This is a genomic window from Zooshikella sp. RANM57 (assembly GCF_050749885.1).
Classification (GTDB): Bacteria; Pseudomonadota; Gammaproteobacteria; order Pseudomonadales; family Zooshikellaceae; genus Zooshikella.
Map to the genome: position 1 here is coordinate 23276 of NZ_JBOIUB010000025.1, position 13085 is coordinate 36360.

The following is a 13085-nucleotide window of genomic DNA, read 5'->3' on the forward strand; positions in this document are numbered from 1 at the left end:
ATACACAGCTAAAAAGACTAGTATTGGACACAATAATATGCTTGTTAGTATGAGCCGTAACCTTGAAATATTAATTTCATCGACTTTATTTATAACTTATATCCTTTCATAACAGTTTTATATGCACTTTGGTACATGACTATTATCATAGCAATAGCAAAGCCAATGACCTCCCATCCAAACTTAAAATTGACATCAAAAAAATGGCTTATGAGAAAAATAATAATAATTGAAACTAATATTAGACTAAAATAATTAAACAAAAACTGCTCAAAAATCATAATCTTACAACTCATTTTATCTTTTATATAGTACCAAACACCAAATATTATTCCAGAAACTATACTAATTCCTTCAATTAAAAATATTTTATACACTAAATAAGTTATATCATAAGGGGATGTCATAGCTTGATCAGGAAACATCCTCTTGATGTCAATAGCTATATAAATAGCGGAAAAAAATAAAGCTGGACACAACAGTATACATACAAGAACCAGACGCAACTTTATTAACTTATCAGGGATAGTCATGAATTGGATATCCATTTTTATTAGGAATATGATCAGAAACACTACCAATGGATGTTCTTTCTGGTTTTGAAGTATATATAACTTTTGAACCAGCAATAACTCTATACTGTTTAGCCGTTTCTAAGACTCCTGTTCTTGTGTTTGTAAGCCCCTGAAAGTCTATTGCTTTTAGTGCTCCATTGATACCATGATAAAGCTTGCCATTCCAATCAGATACTTGAGCTTCATATCTAATTGTACGAGCTTGAACAAATAAGTTTTCTGTAGTTGCACTTGAAAATGCTGTTCCTAGTCCCCCAGATAATATATGGCTTATCTTCATAAATTGCCCAATTCTAGTTACAAATAACCCTTTAAATGCTCCCCATAAAGAGTTTTCAATAAGGCCAAGTCCTTCCCAGTCAGAGTTAACTACCACTAAAGTTTCAGGATGAGTATAAACAGGCGCAGCTATTCCATCACCAGGTATGGTTGTAACCACATAAGGTAAAGACACCTCAAAGTCCCCAAGCCCGCGATTTTCCAGTGCTTCACGAACAAGCCTTTCTAAATTAGGCTCAATATTATGAGAAGCACCTTCAATAACTACGCCACCACCACCAACTAGCCTGTTATCAACAATGCCTGTACTAGAGTCTACTTCCTGTTCATAAACTGTGGGTTCAAAATAAACATTCCTTCCTTCTCTTCTAGCACGTTCAATCTCTCTTTCCCTTTCAGCTGCCCGCTCTACAGACTCCCTGGAATCTCTATGATTTCTGCCCGCATTTTCAGTTCCTGTATTGACTGCTCCGCGAGTTTCCCAATAACCATTTGAGTCCACAAAAGCCAATGGGTTATTGCTTGCATAGGTGTAACGGTTATAACTCTGCATATAATTAGGATAAGGGATAAACGGATCAGCACTTAAAAACCGTCCCATATTTGGGTCATATACGCGGCCATTCATGTGGACTAAGCCCACACCATCCAAGTGCTCGTGGTTGGTGAAGCCACGTTTGGTAATGGTGCTGGTGATTTTTGTAAAATCAATCGCGGCTTGCCAGTCCGTCTGACGGCGCTTACCCCAGGGATCATAACTAAACCGCTCTACCACTTGGCCGTTTTGGTCGGTAATAGCAGTCAGCGAATTTAAGTGATCCCGGTGAAAATAATTGACGTTAAGGCCATTGTCGGTGCCGGCATTTTCGGTTTTGGTGATAATGGCGACATCCGCAATGTAATGCTTGTGTTGTATTTTGCCGGTATCACTGACCACCTTTTCATAAATACCCGATTGGTAGTAGGTTGTGCTGGTGCCAGTGGGTCCATGATCAATCCGGCGTACCCGTTTTTGGTCAGGACCATACACTAAGTCAATTTGGTAATCACCGCGGATAATCTGATCGGGTTTATCAAAGGCGGTATAGCGCACGGTACGGCCATTACCGCTGGTCATGTTGCCGTTGGCATCATAGCAGTAGGTCGCGTTTTGGCTGCCCGTGGTTTGGGTTAACGCATGGGGACCGGCTTGCTGGTTACCACACTTACCTGCGTAACTATAATTACCGACATCCAATTTATGGATGATATTGCCTAACCTATCGTACTGCACGGTGGTAGTTTGAGTGTTGCCACTGAGTAGTGCGGTCACTTCCGTTAAGCGATTGAGTTGATCATAGGCAAAGGTCTCTTGGATCTTCTGTCGTTTATCTTCCCGCTGAGTGAGGTTACCTAACTCATCGTAGGCAAAGTGCAGGTCTTCAATCTGACGGGTACTACCCATGTAGGTACCACTGTCTTGCAGGCGACCCGTTTGCTTATCAAATACCCGCAGGGTGGTGGCACCATTACCGTACTGTTGTTGGGTAATATTGCCCAGTGCATCGACCGCTTGCGCTTGCCAGTAGGTGTTAGCATTACCATCGAGAATAGCAGTCAGGTAACCCCGTTCGTTGTAGACTTGTTTCGCGGTGAGTCCGGTAGGGAAGGTGGTTTGTAAAGGACGACTGTATTGGTCGTAGCTATAACTGAGGGTAAAGCTTTCACCAAACAGGGTTTGCGTTTCTGAGGTTACACGCCCTAAGTTGTCGTACTGATACTGTTGGGTAATGCCATCGACGGTGACGTGGTCTAGCTGACCTTTACGCTGTTGGTCGTATTGCCATTCAGAGACCCGCCACAGTAATTTACTGCTGGCTTGGGCATTTTCCGTTTGTTTCACTAAGCGATCGAGCTGGTCGTAACTCAGCTTGGTGACCTGGCCTTTGGCATCCTGCTGACGAATCAGCCGACCCAAGGCATCATATTCATAGGTCCATGCGCCTTTGTCGGGATCATTCATCGCGATTTTGCGGCCCAATACATCATACGTCAGGTCGACGGTATTATTGTCGGGGTCCGTGGTTTGGGTCAGATTACCAAAACTGTCGTAGGTGTAGCTGAGGGTACTGTCTTGCGCATCAATCACCTTCACCAACTGACCGGCACCGTTATAGTGTTCGGTTTTGGTCTGGCCTTTAGCATTGGTGAGGACTTTATTTAAGCCCTGATAGGCAACTTCTGTTGTGCTGCCATTCGGTTGCGTGGTTTTAATCACCCGTTGCAGAGGATCATATTCATACTGTATCCAATACACCTCATGGCCTTTGAAGTAAGGCAACGAGGTTTTCTCCATCTGGCCCAGTGTGTTATACACGGTGTCCTGGTATTGGGTTTCACCGGTTAAGGCCAAGGTTTCGGTGCGAATCGTACGCTCCAGTTGATCCATATAAACCGTGCTGGGGGCACTGCCTTCCGTCTTCGTTGTCACCCAATACACGGCGCCTGCGGGACATGCTGTGGAGGCATGACACCAACCACGGGTCACAAAGGTTTGGCTGTTATCGGGTGCTTTTTGTGTGGTGAGTCGACCAAAGGCATCGTAGCCATAGGATGTCATCAATCCGTTGCTATCGGTTGTGGTGAAAGGTACACCCCAGAACGCATCACTGGTTTGTTGAGTGGTATGGCCTAAGGCATTAGTCGTTGAGATTAACAGCAAGCCTTGGGCATCATAGGTATACGTCTGTTTGCGTGCAGCAACGTTGGCGCCTTGGGTTTGCTCTTCGATTAAGTTACCAACGCGGTCGTATTTAAAATCCGTGGTCAGGACATAATCACCTTGGCCAGGCGCTTGAATGCGCTGGGTTAAGGCGCCTGTCATGGAATCATAATTAAACTGCGTAGTGCGGGTTTGGCTGTCACCGGATACACCCACATTGGTGGCTTGCGTTTGTGTGGCTAAGCCAATCAGCCAGTTACTTTCATCATTTTGGTAGGTACTAGCGGTGGTACTGGTCTGCTGACCTAAGGCATCCTTAATGATCTGTTTGGCTTCTGTGGTATTACCCCAGTCATCATAGCTAAAGGTTTCCGTCAGGGTCGACAGCCATTCATCCTGCAGGGATTTTTGCTGGGTTTTCCGTGATACTAAGTGGGTTTGAAAACGCTTAATATCGCCATCATCCAGCGTATTCACCTGCCAGGTCTGCTGCGTATCTTTTAATAAAACACCGGTCGCTGACCAGGTTTGCGAACGACTGAGTAAACCGATTTTACGGTTGGCCACATCCTGCAGGTAATGGTCAGTGGTTTTGATGCCGGTTTCCAGTTGTGTGCTGGTAATTTTGGCAAAGCCCAAAGCCCCAAGACCACGTTGATGTCGTTTTAAGCCTTTATAGTGATACTGGGTGGTTAACTCGCCACCAATACCATTAACTTTCTTAACTTCACTGACGACATGCACTGCAGGTTGTACATCTTTGACGGGGTATTGGCTAATTGTGCTTTTGGTGAAAGTGGTTTTGTCAGTGAGAGGTTTATACGTCAGTTTGGTAGTGTGGCCGAGGCCATTGGTGATTTGGCTGACCAGGGACTTTTTCTCCAGAGACAGCGCGACGGTTTCATCGAGTCCAGAGGGACCAGAATAAAGCCAGGCCAGATCGATTAAGCCATCGCCATTGAAGTCGCCCGTCAGCTTGGCATTATCTTTTTCATAGGCTAAGCCGCTGAGCCGTTTTAAGGTCGCGGGTAAAAAAGTACCATCCCCCACGCCCAGTGCAACGGTGACATCGAGCCCCGCCTGACTGGAATAAACCCAGGCCAGGTCGGTCATGCGATCGCCATTAAAGTCCCCGGTTAAGGCTGTATTATCATGCTCATAAGGACTGCTATTGAGTCGCTTCACCACTGCCTGGGTAAAAGAACCATCCCCTTTGGCTAAGGCCACTGATACATCTAGCCCTAATGGTCCTGCATAAGCCCAGGCCAGGTCCGTCAGACCATCACCGTTAAAATCCCCCGTTAACTTGGTACTATCTTTTTCATAACCTACTGTGCTGACCCGTTTAAAAATCGCAGGGGCAAAATCACCGTCACCTAAGGCGGTGGCCGTCGTAATATCCAGTCCATGGGCGCTGGAATACATCCAGGCAATATCCGTTATGCCATCCCCATTAAAATCCCCGGCCAATGCAGTATTATCTTTTTCATACCCTTGAGCACTGACACGTTTCAGGCGGGGAGCACCAAAAGTCCCATCGCCGTTACTCAACGCAACCGTGACATCTAATCCTTGGGGACCGGAATACATCCAAGCGAAATCCGTCCGGCCATCGCCATTAAAATCGCCTGTTAATTTGGTATTCTCTTTTTCATAGGGAGCACTGGTAAGCTTACGTAAGTGAGCCTGTTGAAATGAACCATCGCCGTTGCTTAACGCGACCGAGACATCGAGGCCGTGTTGACTGGAATACATCCAAGCCAGATCGGTTAAGCCATCACCATTAAAATCCCCAGTCTGTGCGGTATTATCTTTTTCATAAGGAGTACCACTGACACGCTGTAACTGTCCGGATAAAAAAGTACCATCCCCTTTCGCTAAGGCGATTGAAATATCTAATCCTTGCGGACCTGAATATGCCCACGCTAAATCAATTAAACCATCCCCATTAAAATCGCCTGTTTTTTTCGCGTTATCTTTTTCATAAGGTTTACCACTTGGGCGTAACAAGCTGGCCGAATTAAAACTCGAGGCAGTATTTTCATTGCGTTGCCAAGAAAAGTGTGTGGCAGGAAAACACTGATCGGTACAGTACTGAATCGATGCCAATAAACTTTTTAGGGGACGTCCTGCCGTGCCATAATTTAACACATAACGACGCTGATTATTATCCTGCGCGATCGTAATGGTTTTTATGCGCTGTTTAATCAGGTGCTTAACGCCCGAAATATACGTTAAAATAGGATCGGGACGCTCTTCTAACGTAAAATTAATTGCGGTATTGGCATAACGAATAGCGACCGGATAATGTTCACCGGAATCGGTTTGCTCTGAATAATGAAAAGTAACCGTATTGCCAAACCGATCTTGAATTTTACTGATATCCCAACGAAAGACTTCATTGGGTTTACTTTGCGCTTCTACTTGCGCATCTTCAGTACTGCCTAACTCAATAAAATTACCGTCTTTATACCACACCTGAAAGTAGGCGGGACCATGGCCAGCGGTACCATAGGAAATAATTTTTTTAAAACTATCTTGTTCAGTGCGATATTCCGTGCCGCTGGCCCCATAAGTACCATTAACGGCCACTAAGCGCTGGCCATTCAGACAATATTTATCGTTATTATCAAAATCAACGCCATCAATAAAACCGTCTTGTTCTAGCGTTGTTGGACAACGTGTGATCGATGGAAAACCTGTTAAACGCCAACCAATACCTAATAATCCATTGCCTTTTTGGCTGTCGTATTCAAGGGCTAAATCCGGTGTTAAGCCATTAATTCCTGGCGGTAATTCTAAGGGAATACGGTAATTAGCCGCACCATCGGTACCTATGGAAAAAGCACCAGGGATAGAGCCTACAGGTGAAGCATTAACAAAAAGAGAAGACGAAAAAACAAGAATAAAAGAAAGAACTAATAAACTATTTCTTAACTGATACATAAGCGCGTGTTACATCCATTAACAGCTGGCTAAGAGTAAAATTACTGAGTTTTATACTTATAAAACAAATAAATGATTAGGCTTTTGTGCAACATAATGTTTTATGTAATGATTCTTTATAAAAATGAGCTGATATTTTATTGGAAAGATATACAGCAAAATAGTCTGTAATATGCCTTATTAGTCACTTTCTTATCTTGAAATGATTAAACGGAAAAGTTGTCAACCCACTATGAAATACCAGCAGGAGCACCGCGACTGAGGATATGCCGCGAAAGGGGTTGATAGGTTTGGAGTGATATACGCTTGTGGTAGGGGGCAGCGAGCAAAGCGACCTACCCTCTTCAAAGTTAATAAGTTATAAGTCAACTAGAGTATATAGCAAAAGGTCATACAAATTACGTCGTATATCGCTTTGTAATGCTTATGACGGGTTTTGGTGATGTACACATAGGCAAGGGTAGCGGGTATAACTTAAAGTTTCTTAGATCGCTTCATACGTCGTTTTAGGTATGCTTACCGTTTTTTAAAACTTTGAATATTTTAACATCAATATTCCAGCTCACAAACTTCTTTCTAGTTTGTCTTGTTTTAATACTTGTTTTTATATCTTGTTTTACCTTTTGTCCTCCTCCCTAGGCCAACACTTTTGCACCTTCTAGCGATTTATGGGGGACAGATGGTTACAGAAAAAGGGACGGATGGTTACAAAATGAGGACGTTTATCTACCTAAATGAGGACAGATGGTTGACTAAAAGAGGGCGGATAGTTAATTGATAGGGACGTTTGGTTGACAACTAGGGACATTTGGTTGAATAATTCTAGCATTAATGAGGACATATAGTATTTGATGTCCTCATAACTGAGGCGACCTTTTGTCACTAAGATAAGGCTACTCAATGGTTGAGAAAACCCCCAAAGCGAGCTTTAACCCGCTTGTATACAAGTCTAACGAGTTTATAGAAGGGCATTATAAGCTATCAGCTTTTTCTCAAAAGGTCGCTGCAACACTTATTAGTAAGGTTGACCCGAATGGAGAGCATCTGCCTACTTTTAAACTAAGTGTATCTGAATACGCCTCTTTATTAGGTATATCTAAACAAGCTATTTATAAAACAATCGATAAAACAACAACGGAGCTGAAACAAGTTGTTATCAGGTTGAGGAAGCCTGAAAGCCGGTCTTTTGTAAAAGTAGGCTTGTTCTCAGCATGTGTGTATGACGAAGAAGATAAAACAGTTGAGTTTGAGTTTGATTCGAGGCTAGATAAACACTTAAGAGATTTTGCAGGTAACTTTACTCGTTACCAAATTAAGCAAATACAGCAATTAGATTCTAAATACTCTATCAGGTTGTACGAGATATTAAGAAAGTGTCATCCATTAAAAACAGCCAGACAAGTAAGTAATCACAATATAAGCCTTGAAGAGTTAAGGAATATGTTAGGTCTTGAACCTAAGCAGTATAAATTATTCAAGGATTTTCGGGTTAGAGTTTTAGAGGCTGCACAGTCTGAGCTAGAACAAAAAACAGACCTTAAATTTTCATTTAAAAGTATAAGAAAGGGGCGAAAAATTGGAGAAATTCAGTTTTCAGTTTCCCATAATGTTCATTTTGAAGCAGTTGAAGAAGGTGAAACGCTAACATCAGAAGTATTGCCACAAGACTATGACGAAGCTGTAGCTGCTATGCTTGCAAGTGCAGTTCCTGAACTACCAAATGACATTGTAACCCTTTTAGCATCACGTCTTGATGCTGTTGCTGCTAGCCAAGCTTTTTTAAGTTACACCAAAGCCAAACAAGCTGGAAAAGTTAAAGATCCAGCCGCCTACTTTTTAGGCATACTAAAACATCAGGAGCAGCAAGCTAAAAGTAGTCATAATCCAGATATGGATGACATGAGTTGGGCTAACAGAGCGGATTTTGATGAGTTTTAAGTCTAAAGGTCTATAAATTTTGAGACTCTCGTCTCTTAATTTTTTGGTTAAAATTTGTACTCTTTACCTACCATAAAAATCAAGCGAAAATTGTTTCATTTGTAGCCCAGTCTCTTTGAGGCTGGGCTTTTCTTTTTCTGATCGAAAAATAATCTGAATCAGTGAGCTGTAATGGTTTCCAATAGTGTCTGACTGTATTCCCATAAGTGACTTACATGATTAGGTACCGATCCCTTTATCCTAGCATATTCACACAACAGGCAAGGTTGTGTTAAATGCTTATGTTATGAGTAGTACAATATTCTATGTAAAGTATATTTTTTATACAATGAATCAAGATTGGCTCTTGTTTTCAGTATGTAAATTATTTTCTCATCATTTTTTTTATCATCATCAAGTGACTTTGAGTATTCAGCTAGTAGTTTTATAGCTGCTTTGATACAGTTAAAGGTAACTTTTTGTTGTTGTATCATTTCACCTTCCTGCTAGATTCTGTTTGTTAGAGTTTCTTGTACATTTCAATGGGCAAATAAAAACCCTTTGCTAACAAAAAGAGCAATTCTTTTAAATTTACTAATATAATGATCTGAAGTGATCGTTCATGCATTCTATTTTTTATGAGACACATGTCAAATAAAATTTTGATTTTTTTTAAATTTAAATCTGAAAGAGTGTATTTAAATATTAAACTTGGTTACCAAAACACCCTATTTTGAAAATCAATATATAGTATTTTGATCTTTAAAATAGGGTGTTTTTCGTTATTTCGTTATTTCGTTATTGTATTTTAAATTTTTAAGTATTTTGTGAATTTTTAAAATTTCAATTTTTTAAGTATTTTGTGAATTTTTAAAATTTCAATTTTTTAAGTAATTTACAAATTTTTAAAATTCTACTTTTTTAAGTATTTTACAAGCACTTAAAAAATAGGCTTACTTACGAATTATCCATTGGCACTTTTCGGCACCACCAACTCCACTCTCGTCTCCGCAAACCCAGATCCTATGCTGTGCTCCACTGATTTCACTACCCACTCACCATTTGCACTGGTCTTATGATTTATTATCGTTATGCGTTGTTCAGGTGTAATTTCGGGTGATAACGGTCTGGTTAATGATAGAGATTTTTTTCCACGCGTTAGATTATTTAATTTTGCACTTGCTGCATTTTTTGCATCGCTGGCAGTTTTATAATTTTCTCTCAAAATGTATTTAGGTTCACCTTGCCCCGCTAATACCGCTATTTTTTGCTGCTTTTCTTCAGCAAACCAATACGCTTGTACGGCCTGGTAGTCGTTACGTTCGTTGATAACAACGCGGCCACTACTGTTGTGAGCATCGCTAATTGTAAGAGTGGGTAGCTTCTGGTCTCGCACATTGCGGCTTTCGCCCTTGGGTACAATATACAGCTTATTGGCCATCGCTTTGGCAATGGCATTATGTTGACCTGCTAAACGGGTCAGTAGGTTTAAATCACTCTCTCCACGTTGGTCAATGTGCTCAAACTGAATGGCGGCGAGTTTGGGATTTATCGCCAGCTGGTAGCCATGTTTACTGGCAACCTGATGAGCCAGCGCTTGTAGTGTAATCGTGTCGTAGGACGCGTCATGAGGGGCTTTGATGCTGCCTTTCATGTTGGCTGCTTTGCCATGGAGTGTAAGGCTGTCGTCGTCTAGCGATTCTTCTAACTCATCCACCACATACAAGCCTTTGTAAATATCACCGAGCCAGATTTCCAGCTCTGCCCCCGTTTTCGGAAAATGTATGGCTTGATTTCGATTGTCTAACTCAATCGTTACCGCATCCGATTTGGTACCCGCCTCATCTTGTAGCGTTAATTTAATCAGCCGGTCAGCAATTAATTGGGTAATATTTTTTTGGTTGGCTAAAATTTTAAAATTTAATCCCATAATGTCATACGCTGGTCTTTTACTGCTTCGGTGTGCATTTCGGGTAACTCGATCACGAGTCCTGCAGGTAATAACGCACTTGTCGGGCAACACCTCAAAAAAAGCCACCAGGGTCTTCATTAATTTAATCGACTCTTGCCGTACTTCCTTGGCGGGGATTAATTCACTGCACGCCAATTCAAACTTAAGCCGCTCATTCTCGGATTGATACCAGTCTTTGCGGTCTTTAGGGGGTAGGTCATTAGGATCGTAGTCAGGCGGCAGGTTGCGTGCGCTTGACTCGTAAAATAGGTGCTCTACATCTTCAAGGTTATAGCGGTTTGCATTACCCACTTTATCAACCGGCTCAATCCCCTCCTGTCGTATTTTGCGCATCACCGTATTTCGATGAATGTCATAGAACTCGGCGATTTGCGTGATGTTGAGCAGTTTCTGCTCTTCCATTAAGGTCTCCTTCATACATTTTAAGTAGCGCTGCTGCCCCATAAAAGGCCGAAATTCTTCCAAAACACGAGCGTGCGCTGCGTGTGGGGCGTTTTCAGGCGCTCAGGGTCCCCAGCGCATCCCCCAAGATCAACGTTGCTCAGAACGCCTCTCAAGCAGCCTATCGAGCTTGTCACTTATACCATTAATGTCGTTTTTCATCTCATCCCTAAACTCTTTATAACGCTGGTCCGCCTTGGCTTGTGTAGCGATCACATGTTGTATGTTCATGGCATTGACCTCGATGCGCTTATCAACGGAAGAGCCGAACACGATGGCAGAAATCACTAAGGAAAGGGTGGCTATGATGTGTGTGATATTAATTTCTTTTTTAAAGATCCATGGTTCTTGATGGTGTACTGTCATTCTCCTAACTCTTATTTATTTTTGTGCTTAAATAATTTGAAAAAACATTGCGTAAAATGCGCCTAAATCCAAACGTATCGATATACACCAAGGCTAAGGCGAGCATATACCATTCAGGGACACTCGCATTTAGGGCTTGAAAGCCGTTCTTAATATGGTCAGACATCTCAGGTACAAAGCACAGCACAAGCGGGGTAACGGTGATGATTAATAGAAAATCATCCTTCCAACCTCTCGACTGAATACTTAGCGAATCAAGCTCTGAAGCAGAGATATTGCCTTGCTGAATTTCGTCTAATTGTTTTTTATGGATGGCTTGTTTTAGTTCAGCTTTGTGTTGCTTATTGGTGAGATATGTTTGGAAAAGGCTAGTAATTGCGGTGATTATCGTCGATAACATTGAATTACTTGATATCTATCCTTCTATAATGGTTAATGCAAGCAATGGCATAACGCTGACCACATATATGTGTGTTAGAAATGGCAACTTTTATCGCAAATTCACGGCCATCTTTTCGCTTGCCATAAATAATGGTTTTCCTTTGATTCATAAGTCTGGGTGGCTCATATTTTTGTATAAACTGCTCAGCAAGCCGATTATGAGAGTGATGGAAGTTACCAGGAATGAGTATGTTTAGATGTTCTCCAATCACCTCATCACGCTTGTATTGGAAGCAGTTTTCTGCGGCCTGATTGTAACAAACAATATAAAGCTGGCTGTTCACAACGACTGTTGGCTGATCTAGTTTTTGCTCTATAAGGAATTCTAAGTTTTCAAGCGTCAATTTAGGTTTTTCCTTTAAGGAACATAAGCTTATGATAGACCTACAGGACTAGCATGCTCAATACCACCTGTTAGTTATATCGACAGAAGGTGCTTTCTCATATCATCACTTTTAGGTACTTTGTTTTAGTAAAAACCGTTTGCTTTACTGATCATAAACCTCTATAAGACTCGCTGAATTCATAAAACGCGAGAATAGAATGAGCACAGGTACAGTTAAATTTTTTGATTCAACTAAAGGTTTTGGCTTCATCACTCCAGACGATGGCGGTAAAGACTTGTTTTTCCACAAAAATGAAACGCAAGGTCAAGAGCCTCGTGATAATGACAAAGTAGAGTTTGAGGTAGGCCAAAGCCAGAAAGGACCTTGTGCTATCAACGTTCAGGTTATCTAGTAAACCTTAAGTACCTATTGGAGCGGTGGCGCATCGTCATACCCTTCTGTCAGATACCTCAACTCCTCAACGGTCAGCATATTCCCTACATAACCAGGTCTTGCTTTCAATACTTCAAGCCTTCCCAGTTGTTGCTTATACAGCGGCATCATTGGGCCTACGGGTGGAAACTCAAGCATATCCTCAGTGACAACCCTTACACCTGGTCTATCTTCGAATACCTCACTATTATTTAATGCGGTCAGAAAATCCCTTATTTCCGTATAGTATTTATCCTCTCTACCAAAGCCATTAAATACAATTTTATCGCCGTTTATTTCCCTTTGCTCCTCAAGTGACAAATAACTGTAGCTTGTTTCCATGAGTTCATACAGCTCAGTAATAGCAAGCACATCACGCTGTATATCGTGGGGTAGCTCAAAGTTGCCTTCAAAGATTTCAGGGAAAAGCTCAACCAAATTACTCTCTAAAATTTCAATGTAATTCTTGTATTTATTGGCTTCGTAAATGCCACCGTCTTTATTAAATGCAGGGGCGAGTAATTGAAGGATTTTGTATTGATTACTAAGTACCGCTTTCTCGAAGTAGTCCAGGTGATATTTGTTTGTCATTGGTTTCCTTTTGGTGAATGTAGGTATTCATAAACTTGAAATTATTAAGCAAAACAAAGAGCAATATTCTGTCTAAAAACTCTTCACTAGACAGTTAC

General features: G+C 41.6%; 9 protein-coding genes. 2 read left to right on the plus strand and 7 right to left on the minus strand.

All coding sequences use genetic code 11. The annotated features are described in order from the left end of the window. Positions 1 to 89: 89 nt before the first annotated feature. Both ACQ96U_RS26275 and ACQ96U_RS26280 read right to left on the minus strand, forming a co-directional pair. The gene (locus tag ACQ96U_RS26275) at positions 90 to 533 is read right to left on the minus strand and encodes a hypothetical protein (RefSeq protein ID WP_431724257.1); all 444 of its coding nucleotides are present in this window, start codon (positions 531 to 533) and stop codon (positions 90 to 92) included. Next, positions 520 to 6501, minus strand: coding sequence for an FG-GAP-like repeat-containing protein (locus ACQ96U_RS26280; RefSeq protein ID WP_431724258.1), 5982 nt, complete (start codon positions 6499 to 6501; stop codon positions 520 to 522). Before ACQ96U_RS26280 ends, ACQ96U_RS26275 begins: the two co-directional genes overlap by 14 nt. Positions 6502 to 7401: 900 nt before the next feature. Here ACQ96U_RS26280 and ACQ96U_RS26285 point away from each other — a divergent pair. Next, positions 7402 to 8439, plus strand: coding sequence for a replication initiation protein (locus ACQ96U_RS26285; protein WP_431724259.1), 1038 nt, complete (start codon positions 7402 to 7404; stop codon positions 8437 to 8439). Between the two features lie 943 nt (positions 8440 to 9382). Here the strand turns inward: ACQ96U_RS26285 and ACQ96U_RS26290 are convergent. From ACQ96U_RS26290 to ACQ96U_RS26305, 4 genes are all read right to left on the minus strand, one after another. Further along, the gene (locus ACQ96U_RS26290; RefSeq protein WP_431724260.1) at positions 9383 to 10792 is read right to left on the minus strand and encodes a DUF1441 family protein; all 1410 of its coding nucleotides are present in this window, start codon (positions 10790 to 10792) and stop codon (positions 9383 to 9385) included. Between the two features lie 129 nt (positions 10793 to 10921). Continuing rightward, positions 10922 to 11197: a hypothetical protein gene (locus ACQ96U_RS26295; protein ID WP_431724261.1), complete on the minus strand. Its 276-nt coding sequence runs from the start codon at positions 11195 to 11197 to the stop codon at positions 10922 to 10924. A gap of 4 nt (positions 11198 to 11201) precedes the next feature. Then, the gene (locus tag ACQ96U_RS26300) at positions 11202 to 11597 is read right to left on the minus strand and encodes a hypothetical protein (protein ID WP_431724262.1); all 396 of its coding nucleotides are present in this window, start codon (positions 11595 to 11597) and stop codon (positions 11202 to 11204) included. 4 nt (positions 11598 to 11601) lie between these two features. Continuing rightward, positions 11602 to 11982: a PAS domain-containing protein gene (locus ACQ96U_RS26305; RefSeq protein WP_431724263.1), complete on the minus strand. Its 381-nt coding sequence runs from the start codon at positions 11980 to 11982 to the stop codon at positions 11602 to 11604. A gap of 199 nt (positions 11983 to 12181) precedes the next feature. On the opposite strand from ACQ96U_RS26305, the gene ACQ96U_RS26310 reads away from it, so the two are divergent. Next, a complete protein-coding gene (locus tag ACQ96U_RS26310) occupies positions 12182 to 12376 on the plus strand; it encodes a cold-shock protein (protein ID WP_431724264.1) in 195 nt (64 codons plus the stop codon). A 14-nt stretch (positions 12377 to 12390) separates the two neighbouring features. On the opposite strand, the gene ACQ96U_RS26315 is transcribed toward ACQ96U_RS26310, so the two are convergent. Further along, entirely contained in the window at positions 12391 to 12987 is a 597-nt protein-coding gene (locus tag ACQ96U_RS26315; protein ID WP_431724265.1) for a YfbU family protein, read from the minus strand. Positions 12988 to 13085: the final 98 nt, after the last annotated feature.